Annotated in this window: 8 protein-coding genes; 2 read left to right on the forward strand and 6 right to left on the reverse strand. The window is 75.0% G+C overall.

Annotated elements, in window-relative coordinates:
* Positions 1-24 precede the first annotated feature (24 nt).
* From RM779_RS31495 to RM779_RS31515, 5 genes are all read right to left on the reverse strand, one after another.
* Positions 25-1,590 carry a tetratricopeptide repeat protein gene (locus RM779_RS31495; RefSeq protein ID WP_311621207.1) on the reverse strand — a complete coding sequence of 522 codons (1,566 nt, stop codon included), beginning with the start codon at positions 1,588-1,590 and terminating at the stop codon, positions 25-27.
* Positions 1,587-4,670 carry a hypothetical protein gene (locus RM779_RS31500; RefSeq protein WP_311621208.1) on the reverse strand — a complete coding sequence of 1,028 codons (3,084 nt, stop codon included), beginning with the start codon at positions 4,668-4,670 and terminating at the stop codon, positions 1,587-1,589. Before RM779_RS31500 ends, RM779_RS31495 begins: the two co-directional genes overlap by 4 nt.
* Before the next feature lie 8 nt (positions 4,671-4,678).
* On the reverse strand, positions 4,679-5,980 hold the full coding sequence (locus tag RM779_RS31505) for a serine/threonine-protein kinase (protein ID WP_311621209.1): 1,302 nt from the start codon (positions 5,978-5,980) through the stop codon (positions 4,679-4,681).
* On the reverse strand, positions 5,977-8,880 hold the full coding sequence (locus RM779_RS31510; protein ID WP_311621210.1) for an AAA family ATPase: 2,904 nt from the start codon (positions 8,878-8,880) through the stop codon (positions 5,977-5,979). Before RM779_RS31510 ends, RM779_RS31505 begins: the two co-directional genes overlap by 4 nt.
* 199 nt (positions 8,881-9,079) lie before the next feature.
* Entirely contained in the window at positions 9,080-11,302 is a 2,223-nt protein-coding gene (locus tag RM779_RS31515) for a terpene synthase family protein (RefSeq protein ID WP_311621211.1), read from the reverse strand.
* Between the two features lie 296 nt (positions 11,303-11,598).
* Here RM779_RS31515 and RM779_RS31520 point away from each other — a divergent pair, with 296 nt between their 5' ends.
* Together RM779_RS31520 and RM779_RS31525 are read left to right on the forward strand one after the other, a co-directional pair.
* Positions 11,599-14,166 carry a rhamnogalacturonan lyase gene (locus RM779_RS31520; protein ID WP_311621212.1) on the forward strand — a complete coding sequence of 856 codons (2,568 nt, stop codon included), beginning with the start codon at positions 11,599-11,601 and terminating at the stop codon, positions 14,164-14,166.
* A 268-nt stretch (positions 14,167-14,434) separates the two neighbouring features.
* The gene (locus tag RM779_RS31525; protein ID WP_311621213.1) at positions 14,435-14,935 is read left to right on the forward strand and encodes a hypothetical protein; all 501 of its coding nucleotides are present in this window, start codon (positions 14,435-14,437) and stop codon (positions 14,933-14,935) included.
* Here RM779_RS31525 and RM779_RS31530 read toward each other — a convergent pair.
* Positions 14,922-15,608, reverse strand: coding sequence for an isochorismatase family cysteine hydrolase (locus RM779_RS31530; RefSeq protein ID WP_311621214.1), 687 nt, complete (start codon positions 15,606-15,608; stop codon positions 14,922-14,924). The two genes, RM779_RS31525 and RM779_RS31530, sit on opposite strands and share 14 nt — an antisense overlap.
* Between the last annotated feature and the right edge of the window lie 8 nt (positions 15,609-15,616).

Raw genomic sequence — 15,616 nt, forward strand, 5'->3', positions numbered from 1 at the left:
CAGTCCCTCGGGGTCACGGGCGGCCTACTGGTAGCGGAGCATCGGGGCCAGCTGGTAGATCTGCTGCCTGATGTGGTCCGGCGGGTTCTTGGCGAGGGCCTGCCGCAGCTGCGACTGGGCCGACAGCTGGAGCTGCGGCTGCGTCCGCCGCGGCGCGGCGCCGCTCTGCTTCAGCAGGACCAGCGCCCGGTAGATCAGGACCGTGCACTCCTCCTCGGTCGTCGAGGCGTACTGGGCCGCCCGCCGCAACTCCTCCAGCGCCCGCGCGTACTGGCTGCGTTCGAGCACCTGCTCGGCCAGCCGCACGTGCGCCGCGTGGCGCACGAGCCGCACGTCCTCGACGGCCTCCGGAATGTGCTCGACCGCCCGCATGGCGTCCAGCGCCTCCTGGGGGCGGCCGCCGTTGAGGGCGTCCGTCGCCCGGTCGAAGGCGCTCTTGAGGGTCGCCGCCGTCCGCTGGTCCTTCATCAGGTCCTCGGCGTTGCTGTTCAGCGGGTTCCACTCCAGGGCGGTCCGGTACGCCTGCTCCGCGGCGGCCGGGTCGTCCGCGATGAAGCCGCGGAACATGAAGTGCTTGGACAGCGCCTGGTTCTCGCGCAGGTGGCTCTGCCCCGGCGTGGCGACACCGGCCAGGTCGTCGGCGAAGTGCCGCGCCAGCCGCACCGCGCCCTTCATCTGGCGCTGCCGGGAGGCGTCGTCCACCGGCAGGCCGTAGATGCAGTACTGCCACTCGTTGCACCACTCCAGACCGGCCGTCAGCACCCGCGGCAGCGGAACGTCCAGCCCGGCAAGCGGCAGCAGCCGGTGAACGGCGGACGTGAAGTCCTTGGTGATGCCGGGCGGCAGCTTCGCCACCGCGTCCGCGTCTTCGAGCACCTCCTCGGCGTGGCGGATCGTCTCGTGCGACCAGTCGTCGATGACGCGTCCGGCGAGGCGCGACACGTCGGCCCAGCGGCCTGGGTCGCCCGGGGGCAGCCAGGTCAGACGGGTGCCGGCCAGCAGGTCGCGCACGGCGGCGGCGCCGCCGCGGCAGGCGTCGAGCACCCGCAGGTGGGTCTCGGCGAGGCCGGGCTCGTCCTGGTCGAGCGCGACCGTGCCGTGCTTGCGGTGCAGGCCGAACAACTCCTCGCAGACCGCGGCCCGCAGCTCCTCCTCCGCCTCGGCCACCGCCTCCCGCGGCGCGGCCTGGAGCTGCCAGAACGTGGCGGAGGCGAGCAGCAGCACCCACAGCGCGGTGGTGGTGGCGAGCAGGTCGGCGGCCCGTTCCGTGTGCGGGGGCAGCCGCAGCGTCTGCTCGCGGTAGATCACGGCGAGGGTGTGGTGGAGGCTCAGGTCGAGTCCGCGCCGACCCAGCAGTCCTGACCAGACGTCGGCGATGCGGTCGTGGTCGTCGGCGAGGAGCGCCTGGCGCAGCACGCCGTCGGACTCGATGGCCCGTTCGAGCGCCGGGTAGCGTCCGGCCCTGTCCCACGGCACCGGGTCCTGGGGCGCGTCGGGGAACAGCGCGTCGAGCAGCCGCTCCACGCACACCGCGCTCTGCAGGCCGCGGGCCGCGTCCTTGGCCTCGCCCGGCCTGATGCCACCCGTCATCGCAGGTCCCTCTCTTCTCCGCTCGCGACCTCGACGGGGCCGCCCGCGGCGATCCTGGCGACGTGGCGCAGCAGCCGCGCGGCCCGCAGCGGGTCGCCGTCCTGCCGGGCGGCCACCGCGCGGTGGCACAGCAGCCGCACGTAGTCCCCGCGGGCTTCGCCCGCATCGCCCCCGCCGCGCTCCGCCGCGGTGACGGCCTGCCGCCACAGCTGCCCGGCGAGCGCGAACTCGCCGACGACGGTGGCGCAGCGGGCGTGCACGGCGGGGTCGAGTCCTTCGGCGCCGTGCTCGGCGAGCCGCCGCACGTACGGCGCGAACGTGTGTGCGGGGCCCGCCCTGCGCCCGCCGCCAGGGGCGGGCCGCGCGCACAGCGCGGGCAGGGCGCGGGTCAGGTCGACGACGGCGGCCAGGGCGTCGCCGTCGTTCCCGCCGCCGTTCCCGCCGTCGTTCCCGCCGCCGTTCCCGGTGGTCGCGGCGGCGGTGGTGGCCGCGGTGGCCAGCGCGTCGAGCGCGCCGTCCGGGTCCTGCCCGGCCAGCGCCGCGGCCCGCAGGAGGCCGAGCGCGGCGGGCTCGCCTTCCGCCGTGGACCCGCCGTCCGCCGCGGACGGTGGGCGGCCCGCCAGCGCGTCCGCCAGCAGGGCGCAGGCGCGGTGCGCCCGCGTACCCCCGCGCACGCCCGCCAACTGTCCGGCGGCGCGCTCCCGTTCGCCCGCTTCGAGCGCCAGGGCCGCGGTCACGAGCGCGTACAGCGGCCGGTCGGCGGACGTCTGCCCGCCGGGGTCTGGCTCCGGGGCGGCCAGGGCCGCCGCGGCGGCGGTCAGGTCGGCCGCGTGGTGGGTCGCGGGGCCAGGGTGGCGGGCCGCGAGGCGGTGCAGGATCGCGGCGAACGCGGCGCGGCGGGCGGGCGACGCGCTCGCCGTCCCGGCCGCCGCCAGGGCGGTGGCCAGGGCGGGCACGGCCAGGTCCGCGGCCGCGCCGGGCCGCTCGGCGAGGCCGCGGAGCCGTTCCGCGCGGCGGAGCGGGAAGCCCTCCGGATCGTCGGCGAGTGCGGTCACGCCCAGGACCCACTCGGCCCACGGGTGCCGCTCGGCCGCGGTCCACACCGCCGCGTCGGCCCTGCGGTCGGGCGCGAGGGTGCCGTCCGCCGCCGCCCGGGCGGCGGCGGCGAGGGCGTACGCCTCGTCCGGCAGGGTGCCGGGCGCGGCGGACAGCGCGGCCTCGAAGTCCCGCGCGGCGCGCGCCGCGTCGCCGCCCCGCAGCCACAGCGCGCCCCGCGCGGACGCGACGTACGGCGGCACGCCGGACCCCAGGGCTTCGAGGCGCCGGGCCCCCACCAGGGCCGGAACGTCCGCGGGAACGTCGTCGGGAACGTCCTTGGGAACGTCCGCGGGAACGTCATCGGGAATGTCCGCGGGGAGCATCGCCTCCGACCAGGCCGTCAGTACCTCGGCCTTGGCGCCGGTGCAGCCGTCGAGGAGCCGGCGCGCGGGGCGCGGGCGCCCGGCGTGCAGGTGGTGCGCGGCGAGGATCAGGTGGGCGCGCCGGGTGTGCCCGAGTCGCGCGGCCTCGCCGAGGAGGCGTTCGGCCTCCGCCGGCTCGCCCGCGAGCGACCGAAGACCCGACCACAGGAACCGGTCGGCACGCGGCAGCCGCCGGTACAGCGGATGCCGCAGCAGGGTGCGCATGCCGTCGGCGCCGCGCCGGGCGTACGCCTCGCCGAGCGCCGTGCGCAGCGCCTCAAGGCGCTCCGGCGTGCCAGCGCCCGCCGGCAGCGGTCCTGGCTCCGCGCCTGGCCGCGTGCCCGCGGCCAGGTCGCGCCGGGCGGCGCCGACCCGCGCGTAACCGGTCGGCGGCCCGGAAACGGTGAGGCCCGCGGTCAGGCCCGGGTCCGCGTCCCACAGCAGGCAGCCGAGCGCCCACGGCACGGCCGCACGGCCGCGGTGCCGCGCCCGGCCGGTCAGCAGCTCGGCCCAGGCGCCGTGGTAGATCCAGAGGTCCCGCCCGGGCGGCGCGTCGGCGCCGCCGTTCCGCTCCGCGAAGGCGGTGACCGGGTCGAGGGCGGCGTGCGCGCGTTCCGCATCGCCCTCCACCAGGTGCAGGCGCCCGCGCGCGTAGGCGAACCACGCGCCGACGTACGCTTCGAGCGCCAGCGTGCCGACATGCTCGGCGCGCGCCGGTGGACTTTCGTCCGTGTCCGCGTCCAACCAGGTCAGCACGTCGATCAGTTCGCCGAGCCGCGCGAGCGCCCCGCCCGGCGCGGCCCGGCGGCAGCGCCCCCGCAGCCAGCCGGGCGTGCCGGCCGCCTCGCCTGTCCTGATCCAGGCGGCCAGCAGGCCGAGCAGCGCCGTCTCGTCCTGCGGGTCCGCGGTGCACGCGGCGGCGAAGTGCTCCCTGGCCTCGGCCGGGCGGCCCGCCACGCGCAGCCGGTGCAGGCCCAGGGCGCGCGCGGCGCCCGGCACCCCGGCCGGGCCCGCGGGACCGGCCAGCTCGGCCGCCGCGGTCAACGTGTCCGCGTCGTCGGTGAAGCCGACGCGCAGCACCTCGGCGACGCGTTCCGGCACGCCGGGCGGCAGGGGGCCGCCCCGCGCGAGGCGGGCGGCGTAGATCCGCAGGTGCTCGGGACCGCGGTGCCCGGCGCGCGCCAGGTCGGATGCCGCGGCGTCGCGGGCCGCCTCGTCGCTGCCCGGCGCCCAGTACAGCTCGGTGAGCAGCACGCCGGCGGCGGCGGCCTCGCCGCGGGCGGCGCGGGCGGCGATCAGCGGGCGCCACGCCTGCTCCAGGGAGAACGCGGGCCCGGCGAGCTGCCGGCCCGCTTCGGCGAGCGCCGTGAAGTCCTCCTCGCCCAGCAGCCCGAGTAACCGCGGGTCCGTCATGGAGGCGACGAACGGCACCCACAGCACGCCCGCGGGCGCGGGCCGCGCGGCCAGCACGTCGCGGAGCCGCCGCAACCGTTCCAGGGCCTGCGCCGGGTCGGGCTCCGCGACGGCGTCGGCCCAGCGGTTCCGCAGCCGCCCGGTCGCGGTGAAGACGTTGCGGAACGACCGCACCGGTGCCTGCGGAGCCTTCTGCCCTTCGGCCACGGCCGCGTTCACCCCCTGCCCAGCTCGCGTTGGCGCAGCCACTCGAAGTGGTTGGCCTGGAAGGTGTTGCCCGCCCTGCGGTAGCAGGCCACGGTCCGCACCAGCAGCGCGGCGCGCTCGTTGCGGCTGCGCAGCAGCGCCGTGTCCTTCGCCAGCAGCCAGGCGTCGGCCAGCCGGTCGCCCGCCGTGCCGTCCTCGCCGAGCGCGGTCAGGGCGTCGGCGAGCCGCCGCAGGGCGGCCAGCCGGGCGGCGGGGGGCAGTTCGCCCGCCAGGGTGCGGGTCAGCAGGCGGCGTGCGCCCTCCGCGTCGTTCGCGTCGAGCAGCCCGGCGGCCCGTTCCACGTCGTCGGCGCCCGGCGGGCGGGCCCGCGCGCCCGCGGACTCCGCCGCGGCCAGCGCGTCGAGCAGGTCGGCGGCGGACCGGTACCGCTGTTCCGGATCGGTCCGCAGGCAGCGCAGGACCACGGCGTCGACGGCCGGTCCCACGGTGTTGTTCAGCGTGGACGGCGGGGCCGGCGTGACCAGGCGCTTCTGCTGGTAGAGCCAGTCGCCGTGCGAGGCGTCGGGCACGTCGGGGGGTGGCACGAGGTGGCCGAACGGGTGGCGGCCGGCCAGGCCCTCGTAGATCACCACGCCGAGCGAGTACAGGTCGGAGGCCGGAACGCTGTGGCCCTGCGAAGTCTCGGGCGCCATGTACCGAAGGGTGCCCGCTACGCCCGGGACCTGTCCCGACGCGACCAGCCGGGCCGCGAGGCCGAAGTCGATCAGCCGCACGGTGAGGTCGGTGCCGAGCAGCACGTTGTCCGGCTTCAGGTCGCGGTGCAGCAGCGGCGGGTCGAGCGCGTGCAGGCCGCGCAGCGCCACGCAGATCTGCCGCGCCCAGGTGAGGAGTTGGTGCTCCGGGACGGTCTTCAGGGACGCGAACTGGTCGGCCAGCGTGGTGCCGGGCACGTACTCCATGACGAGGAACGCGCGCCCGTCCGCGTCCGCGGCGAGGCCGCCGTCGTAGACGTGGACGAGGTGCCTGCGGGCCTCGGCGTCGGTCATGCCGTCCATCGCCTCGGCGAGCCGCAGCACGTCCGTGAACAGCTCGCCCGCGTTCTCCTCCGTCATGCGGGCGCGGCGGGACAGCTTGCACGCGACGCGACGCACCGGGCGGCCGAGGATGTGCTGCGTGCTGCGGAACACGCCGCCGAACGCGCCGCCGCCGACCCAGTCGGTCAGCCGGTAGCGGCCCGCGACCGTACGCCCCACGAACGACCGCAGGTCCTCGCCCTCCTCGCCCTCCTCGCCACCACCGGCGCCGCTCACCGCACCTCCCCGTTCTTCGCCGGGTCGCTCTTCGCCAGCTCGTTCTTCGCCAGCTCGTTCTTCGCCAGGTCAGTCGCCGCGGCGAACCGGACCTCGGTGCGGGGCGGCGGTCCTGGGTCGAAGTCCAGCTCGATGCGCGCGCACCGCCGGTAGTCGTCCTCCAGGCGCTCCTGCGCCTTCAGGATCGGGTCCTCGATGAGGTCGGTGAGCAGCTCGCGCAGTTTGCGCGCCCCCTCCTTGCCGTCGGCCGCCTCGTTGCCCTCGTGTGCGCGCCGCGCCGCCCACGCGATCAGCCGCTCGGGAACGACCAGGTCCTTCTCGCGCTTCTCCCGCCAGAACGCCTGCTTCGCGTCGACCATCTTCCGGCAGATGCCGGCCATCGCGTCCTCGTCCAGCGGCCGGAAGACGATGATCCGCCGGATACGGGCCAGGAACTCGGGCGTGAACACCGGGTCCTCGTGCGACCCGCCGCTGCGCGCCCGCAGCAGTGCCTCCTTCACGGCCGCCGCGATGGCCTCCTCGTCGGCGCCCTGGCGGGTCATACGGGCGATGACGTCGTGGCCCGCGTTCGTGGTGAGGATGAAGATGGCCCGGTCGCCGTGCGCGCGGACGCCGCGCCTGTCCTCGATCCAGCCCTCGTCGAACAGGTTGAGGAACGGCCGCCACACCTCGGCGTGCGCCTTCTCCGCCTCGTCGAGGAGGAACACGCCGTACGGGTCGGCGTTCAGCTCGTTGACGATGCGCCCGCCGCGTTCGTGCCCGACGTAGCCCTGCGGGGAGCCGAGGATGCTGGAGACGCTGTGCCGTTCCGTGAACCCGCCCATGGGGTAGGTCTGGAGCAGCTTGGACGTCGAGTAGAAGCTCGCGACCGTCTTGGCCAGCTCCGTCTTGCCGACGCCGGTCAGCCCGGCGAACAGCATCACCGACGCGGGCCCGCCGTCCGCCCCGGCGAGGCCCGCCTTGATGCGGCGCAGCTCGCCCGCGACCGTCGCGACCGCCCGGTCCTGGCCGAAGACCGAGCCGCCGAGCGCCTGTTCGTAGTCGACGCGCTCGCCGCCCGTGCCGGAGATCTGCGCCGCGGGAACGCCGGAGACCTCCGCGATGACCCGCACCACGTCGGCCACCCCGACCTCGGACCGCGGGTCCCCGAGCTGCGTGCGGCGGTAGTGCAGGTCCTCGGCGGCCCGGCGCAGCACCTTGACGGCGGCGAGCGGCAGCCGCTGGCTGAGGATGAAGTCGCCGGCCATCACCACGGCCCGGTCGACGGCCTTCCCGGCCACGGCGATGCCGAACTCCGCGGCCAGCCCGTCCGCCGCCTGCCCCACCATGTCCCGCGCGGCGTCCCGGCCCGGCTCCGCCAGCTCGACCCGGGTCGTCAGCTCGCGCAGCGCGTGGTCGGCGGCCAGCAGATCGTCGTAGTCCTGCCCCGACAGCACCCCGACGAGGTGCAGGCGGCGTTCCTTCAGCGCGCTGCGCAGCGTCAGCACGTGGTTCGTGCCGTTCGGGCCGCGCAGCAGCGCCCCGAGGCCGTCGAGGCAGACGACGAGGTCGGTGCGGCCCGCGACGTCGGAGATGATGCGGCCCAGCTTCTCCGCGCTCTCCGCGGGCGCCACGTCCTGGCAGTCCACGTGCAGGAACCGCTTGCGCCGCAGGAACGGAATGGTGCCGTCCGCGGCGCGCCTGGCCAGCTCGCGCAGCAGCGTCGTGGCGCCGACGCCGGACTCGCCGGTGAGCAGCACGTGGTTGCCGACCGTGCGGTGCAGGGCCCGGTTCACCGGGTCGAAGTAGTGGTCCAGGTGCGGAACGGGCGGGATGCCCTCGGTGCGCGCCAGCCACGTCAGGTCCTCGGACGGCGGCGCCCCGGCCGCCGGCCGGAACGGCACCTCGCGCGGCGCGGCGGTGCGCGCGGACCGCAGCTCCTGGTCCAGGTGGTCGCGCATCCGCCCCACGTTCAGGCGCAGCGGCTCGCCCTCCAGCACGGCGGCCAGCCGCGGCGGCGGGTCGGCGAGCAGCGCTTCGAGCAGGTGCCCGGTGTCGGCGCGCTCCCCGCCGCGGAGCGCCGCGGCGCGGCGCGCGGCGTGCAGCAGCGCGAGCAGCGGGTCGCCCAGACCGTCGCGGTGCAGCGGCGGGGCGTCCTTGGCGTGCTCGGACAGCCGGAACGCGCCGTTCAGCACCTCCACGGCCTTCACCAGGCCGATCCGCGGCGGTATCTGGAGCCGGACCAGGCGCTCGGTCAGCCCCTCGGTCCCGGCGAGCAGCGCCAGAAAGCAGTGCGCGGGCAGCAGCCGGTCGTACCCCAGCTCCCCGGCCCGCTCGGCGGCCAGTTCCAGCACGCCCCAGGCGTCGGCGGAGAACTCCTCGGACCGCAGCCGGCCAGAGGCGTCGTCGAGCAGCGCCGGCAGCGGCTCGCTGCTGACCCGCACCTGCTCGTCGAGCGCCAGGACGGCGGCCGGGGCGTCCAGGACGCTGCCGAGGAACGTCAGGTCGTCGGCGTCCTGGTGCTCCAGCAGCCGGGCGAGCAGCAGTTCGAGCGCGACGGGCCGCAGCCGTTCCCGGTCCGCGGACAGCGCCTTCTCGAACGCGTCGAGCGCGGCCAGCGTCTCGGGCGCGCAGCGGGCGCGCGAGCCGTCGAACGGCCGGGACGACGCCCCGCTCTCGCCCGCGCCCGCGTTGTAGACCTCGATGGTCTCCCGCAGGTGCCTGGGCTGCGCGCCGTCGGCGAGCGCCAGGCCGAGCACGGACAGGACGGCCTGGTCGCCGGAGCCGATGACCGCGTGCAGGATGTCGCTCGGACGCAGCACGGCACCGCAGCGCAGTGTGGCGTCCAGCAGGATGCCCGTCGCGCGCTCGTCCCCCAGGGCCTGAGGGCTGAAGATTCCATCGGGAAAGAGCAGTGACAACGTGTCCCCCCTGCGAGCTCGCACGGGCCGGCGGAGCGACAACTCCCCCGTGCAGTGACATAGTTTCGCACCCGCACGGTTGCGCCCATAGGCGAATCGGCGACAAGCACCGCCGCGCCGGACAGGGGGCCGCCGTGCCCGCGGTCGTCGGGGGGAACGGGCCCGGCGGGCCCGGCGGGCGCGGCGGGCGCGTCCGGCGCTATGCGCCGGCGGGCAGGGGGATTCGTGCGGCCGCGGTGCCGAGTCCCGTCGGGCCGCCGAGCGGCCACCCGCGGCCGGAGTGGCGGCGCAGGTCGGACTCGCGGTAACGGCGGCAGTAGCGGTGCCAGTTGAGGATGCCGGCCAGCCAGTTCTCCAGGTCGCGGACGTAGCCGTCGAGGATGCCGCGCACCTCGTCGTCGAGCCCGAAGTCGTCGTAGAGCACCGGCAGTTCGTGCGCGGCCACGTGCTGGAACTGCCGCATGCGCTCCGACATCAGGTCGTTGATGATGCGCAGCGCGGCCGGGTAGTCGCAGTCGAAGAAGTCCCGTACGACGAGCAGCCCGTTGTGGATCTCGCCCTCGTACTCGATCTCCTTCTGGTACGAGAAGACGTCGTTCATCAGGCAGGCATAGTCGCTCGCCGCGTTCTCCAGGGAACGGATGGGCCCGCTGCGATAGATCTCCTGCGGCACCTTCGGGCCGTGCCCGAGGCGGCACAGGCACATCGTCAGGTCGGAGCCGAAGGTCATCCGGCGCATCTCGACGTAGTCCACCGGCTCGGGAATGCGGTTCTGCGCCTGGTTGTCCAGCTCCCACACCCAGGAGGCCGTCATCACGTCGATCGTCTCGCGGAACCGGCGGCGGGCGGCCACCGTCATCGGCCCCGCGGTCCTGGGCCACAGGTCGGCGAGGCTGCGTTCCAGCGGCGACACGGGCGGCGGAACGGCCGCGGGGTCCTCGACCGGCATGAACTGCCCGAGCCGCCGCGTCGCGGCCCGCGCGCCCGCCACGTCGTGGGTGCGGCCGAAGACGACCGGGTACAGGTCGTCGCCGTAGGTGCCCCAGGCGAGCCAGGCGGAGACGAGGTCGAGCGCGTCCGCGGAGGCGTCGGGCGCGAGCCCGGCCGCGCACAGCGGCAGGTCGTAGTCCGCCAGCTTGGCCTCGGTCCAGGGCACCCCGTCGAGGATGCCGACCCGGTGCGCCCAGTCCTTGACCCGCTCCCGCGCGCCGTCGAGGTGCGTGTTGAGCCGCAGGTCGAACGGCATGAGGAAGTCGGGCAGCAGCGACGGCCCGACCCGCTGGTGCGGCACGTGCCGGAAACGCCTGGCCCGCGCGGACTCCGCCCTGCGGGTCGTGGTGACCGCCCCGGCGCCGCGGCCGAACGGGGTGGCGGCGGCGCCCGCGATATCGAGCCCGCCAGGACCGTCCAGCGGCGAACGGGCGGGCGCGGCAGCCCCGTTCATGTACCGGCTGGAGCGCAGGTGCCACTCGTGCCCGCCGGACTGCCAGTCCTGGAGGCCCTTGGCGTACGCCAGGACGCGGGCGCCGGACGCGGCGTCGAGGCCGGTCTCGGCGAACAGCGCGGCCAGTTCGGTGACGGCGGTGTGCTCGAACTGCTGGAGCCGCGCGGTGAGCAGGTCGTTGACGGCCTCGGCGGCTTCCTGGGTGGTGCATTCGAGGAACGTTTCGAGCACGAGCACCCCGTTGCTCATCTCGCCCTCGTCCTCGATCTCCCGCTGGTAGGAGAACAGGTCGTTGCGCAGGTGCACGCCGTCGGAGAACGTGTCGCGCAGCACACGCAGCGGCCGGCTGCCCGCCACCGCCGCCGGCACCTCGGCCCGCGCCGCGAACTCCACCAGGCCGGCCGACCAGGGCGCGCCGCCGACCTTGCGCCGCATCTCGATGTACTCGACCGGATTGGGCACGCGGCCAGCGTTGATGTTGGACAGCTCCCACAGCGACTCGTTCAGCAGGTTCTCGGTGCTTGTCGAGAACCGCCGCCGCCAGTCCTCCGACATGGCGGGCACCGTCCTGGCCCAGAGGTCGGCGAGGCCCGCCTCCACCGGGTTGGCCGGCTCGGGCGTGCCCGCGGACAGGTCCATCGGCATGAACGCGGGCAGCCGGTCGAGGTACGCCTTGCCGCCGGCGCGGTCCTGCGAGCGCTTGAACGTTTCCAGGAAGTGGTCGTCGAAGAAGAAGACCCACACGTACCAGTCGGTGACCAGGCACAGGTCCTCGGCGGACGCGTCGGGGTGCGTGTAGGCGCACAGCAACGGGTAGTCGTGGGCGTCCAGATCGGCTCCGGTCCAGATTCCGGAGCCCTCCAGCATCCCCATCTCCGCGGCCCAGCGCGGCGAATGGTCCCGCGCCCGGTCGAGATGGGCATTGAGCCGTGCGGGATACGGCATGTAGAACGCGGGCAGTTCGAAGGGCTGGGTCATTGGCGCGTCTCCCGGTGTCGCGTGGCACCCGAACGGCCCAGCCTTGCGCGTGGCCACCGCGCCGCGCCGGACAAGTCCCGGAATCCGCCGCTCAATTCGCCGGTTCGAGTGAATCACAGCACGTGTGCCCGGTGGCTCTGCGTGACGACGCGGACTCTTGACGGCGGCCCGGGGCCCTCGTACTGTCGCGCCGACCTGACTTGAAACGTCTCATTGAAACGACTCAATCGGCCTTGCGCAGAAGGGCGTCAACGATGACACCACCGGACAGACGAAGGACCCGGCATCGGCGGTGGGTGGCCGCCCCCCTGGCCGGACTCATGACCGCCGGGCTCCTCGCCGCCGCGGGCGGCGCCCCCGCCCGCGCCGACGCGCCCGCCGAGCGGGGCGGCGGCCGGACGGCCGACGGCGTCCAGCTCGAACACCTCGACCGCGGCCTCGCCGCAGTCGCCACCGAGGAGGGCGTGTTCCTCAGCTGGCGGCTGCTCGGCTCCGAGGTCACCGGCGCCACGGAAACCGGCATGACCGGCGCCGACTTCAACGTCTACCGCGACGGCGAACTGCTCGGCACCGTCACCGACTCCACCAACTACCTCGACGCCGGCGCCCCCGGCGACGCCGAGTACCGCGTGGCCGCCGTCGTGGACGGCACGGAGGTCGACCTCAGCGACCCCGTCGCCCCCTGGTCCGAGGGCTATCACGAACTCCCCCTGAACAAGCCCGCCGACGGCGTCACCCCGGCCGGCGAGACGTACACGTACTCGGCCAACGACGTCAGCGTCGGCGACGTGGACGGCGACGGCACCTACGAGTACGTCGTCAAGTGGTACCCGTCGAACGCCAAGGACGTCTCGCAGGTCGGCTACACCGGCAACGTCTACCTCGACACCTACCGCCTCGACGGCACCCTGCTGCACCGCATCGACCTCGGCGTGAACATCCGCGCCGGCGCGCACTACACCCAGTTCCTCGTCTACGACTTCGACGGCGACGGCCGCTCCGAGATCATGTTCAAGACGGCGCCCGGCACGAAGGTCACCCGCTACCGCGCCGACGGCTCCGTCGCGTCCGAGCGCTACATCACCATGCCGCGCGAGGACGTGCGGAACGGCTGGTCCCACGAGGACGACTACCGGCTCAGCGCCGAGGACTACTACGACCACGTGGTCGACATGTTCCGCGGCTGGCACGAGCACCCCGAGGTCGTCGCGGGCAACTGGCCCGCCACCCTGGAAGAAGCCTTCGGCATCGACCCCGCCTACGACTACCCGCTCGGCCGCGAGGACGCCGAGGCGCTGGCCGACCACTTCATGGACGTGTACGCGCCCGCCCGCAGCGAGCGCAACAACCTGCGCGCGTTCGAGGGCTTCATCCTCGACGGGCCCGAGTACCTCAGCGTCTTCGACGGCGGAAGCGGCCGCGAGCTGGACACCGTCCACTACGAGCCGGGCCGCCACGACGACGGCCTGATGTGGGGCGACTACGCGATGGCCCGCATCGAGCCGGGCAACCGCGTCGACCGCTTCCTGTCCGGCGTCGCCTACCTCGACGGGCAGCACCCCTCCGCCGTCTTCGCCCGCGGCTACTACACCCGTTCCACGCTGGTGTCCTACCGCTGGGACGGGCACCGGCTGCGGGAGGACTGGAACGTCGACAGCGGCTGGACGCCCATGTCCAACCCGTTCAACGACAGCCCGCACGGAGTCGACGGCACCGACCCGGAGTTCGGCACCCTCACCACGCAGGGCTACCACTCGCTGAGCGCCGCCGACGTCGACGGCGACGGGCGGCACGAGATCGTCTACGGCTCGGCCACCATCGACGACGACGGCAGCCTGCTGTACAGCTCGTTCGCCGAAATGCCGCCCGGCAGCGCCGATCCGGGCGCGCGGGCGCGGCTCGGCCACGGCGACGCGATGCACGTCACCGACATCGACCCGAACCGGCCGGGCCTGGAGATCTACGGCGTCCACGAGGGCGCCACCTCCGCGCCCCTCGGCTACTCGCTGCGCGACGCGGCGACCGGCGAGGTGCTGTACGGCGAGTACACCGGCCTGGACACCGGCCGCGGCATGATCGGCGACGTCGTGCCCGAGGAGCCGGGGTACGAGACCTGGGCCAACCACCCCGAGGGCGGCACCGACCCGGACGGCGTCGGTCTGTGGACGGCCGACGGCCGCAACATCGGCGCGGAGACGCCCGGCACCAACCAGAGCATCCGCTGGTCAGGCGACCTGACCACGCAGATCGTCACGGGCTACGGCTACCTCGGCGAGGACACGGTCATCGAGGACTGGCAGCGCGGCACGCTGCTGACCGCGGAGGGCACCACGACCAACAACCACGCCAAGGGCAACCCGTCCCTGGTCGCCGACGTCCTCGGCGACTGGCGCGAGGAGTTGGTCGTCCCCACCGCGGACAGCACCGGCCTGCGCCTGTACCTCAGCACCGAACTGACCGGCCACAAGCTGTACACGCTGATGCACGACCCCCAGTACCGGGCGGAGGTCGCGCGCCAGCAGACGACGTACAACCAGCCCTCCTACCCGAGCTTCTACCTGGCGTCCGACACCGACTTCGCCGACGTTCCCGTGCCCGACCTGTGGACCCCGGGCGGCGTGGGCGCGCTCGCGGACCAGCTGACCGGGTACGTGCGCGGCGACGACGTGAACCGTCTGACGGCGATCCTGCTCACGCCGTCGCTCGCCCTGGCCGAGGCGCGCATGGCCCGCGGCGACCACCGCGGCGCGGCCGACGCCCTGGAGCGCTTCGCGGACACCCTGGAACGCGTCCGCGGCATCTCCGAGCCCGCCCGCGCGGCCCTCGCCCACCGCGCGGAGACGCTCATCGCGTCCCTGCGCTGACGCGCGCGGCCGCCACGTCCCCCGAACGGGCCTCCGCCCACCGCCCGTTCGGGGGCATGGCCCGCGTGGTCACCGCGCGCGGCGGCCACCGGCGGTGCGGTGGCGGCCCCGCAGCCGGAGGCCCGCATGGAACCCCTCGCCGTGCTGCTCGTCGGCTACGCCGCGGTCCCGGTCTGCCGGCCCCGCGGGTCGCCCAGGGCGACCCCCTCCGCTCCCGCACGGCATCGGCGGTACCTTCGGGTGTTCGGCCGAGGCACAGGGGGAACGCATGCGGGTCGGGATCACCGGGCACCGGGGGCTTTCCGCACCGGCGGAGGCCGCCGTCCGGGCGGCGCTGCGGGCGGAGTTGGGGCGGCTGGCCGCCGACGGCGGCGGGGAAGGGCTGGTGGCGGTGTCCTGCCTGGCGGACGGCCCGGACGCGTGGCTGGCGGAGTCCGTGCTGGCGGGCGGCGGTCGCCTGGAGGCCGTCATCCCGGCCACGGACTACCGGCAGGCCCTGCCCGAGACGTATCTGGACACGCTGGATCGCCTGCTGGGGCGGGCAACGGCGGTGCACCGCACGGGCCTTGCCACCGCGGGTTCGTCGGCCTACATGGCGGCGGGCGAGCTGCTGGTCGGGCTGGTGGACGTGCTGATCGCCGTGTGGGACGGCCGGCCGGCGCGCGGGCTCGGCGGAACGGGCGACGTGGTCGCGTGCGCGCGGCGGCACGGGGTGCCGGTGCGGGTGGTGTGGCCGCCCGGGGTGCGGCGCGGCGTCACGCCCGGATGAGGCCGAGGACTTCCGCGGTGGGGCGTACGTCGCCGAAGGAGCGGTAGACGGTGTGCAGGGTGGCGTTGTGGTCGCGGTCGCAGCGGGCCGCGTTGGCGTCGGCGACCATGATGACGCGGTAGCCGAGCGTGCTGGCATCGCGGGCGGAGGACTCGCAGCAGACGTTCGTCACGGTGCCGGTGATGAGGACGGTGTCGGCGCGGCGCTGCCGCAGCAGGTCAGGCAGGGGGCAGCGGCCGGGGAAGAAGGCGCTGGCCGCGGTCTTCTCCGTCAGCAGGTCGCCGTCCTCGGCGGTGCATCCGGACCAGAGCCGGCCGGGAAGCGGCCCGGTGCCACCGGAGGCGCGGTAGCGGGCCGCCACCCGCGGCCCGTAGAACTCCTCTTCCGCCGGGCTCCGTTCACCCGGCCCGGGCAGGACCCAGGCCACGGTGCCGCCCGCGGTCCGCAGGGCGCGGGCGAGCTGGCCGATGCGGGGCACGATGCCGCGGCAGTACGGGTTCTCCTCGACGAAGAACGGCACCATGTCGATCACCACGAGCGCGGTGCGCGCGGGGTCGAGGCGGGTGAACGCGTGGCGCCTGCCGCGCCGTTCCTCCTGCCGGGCGTACTCGCGGCTGTCGATGTGCCAGGCGTGGTGCCGCGCCCCGGCCGCCGGCGGTCCGTTCCCCTGCACCGCGCCAG

Origin of the sequence: Streptomyces johnsoniae (assembly GCF_031845565.1) — a bacterium.
In the GTDB taxonomy this organism is placed as follows: Bacteria; Actinomycetota; Actinomycetes; order Streptomycetales; family Streptomycetaceae; genus Streptomyces; species Streptomyces johnsoniae.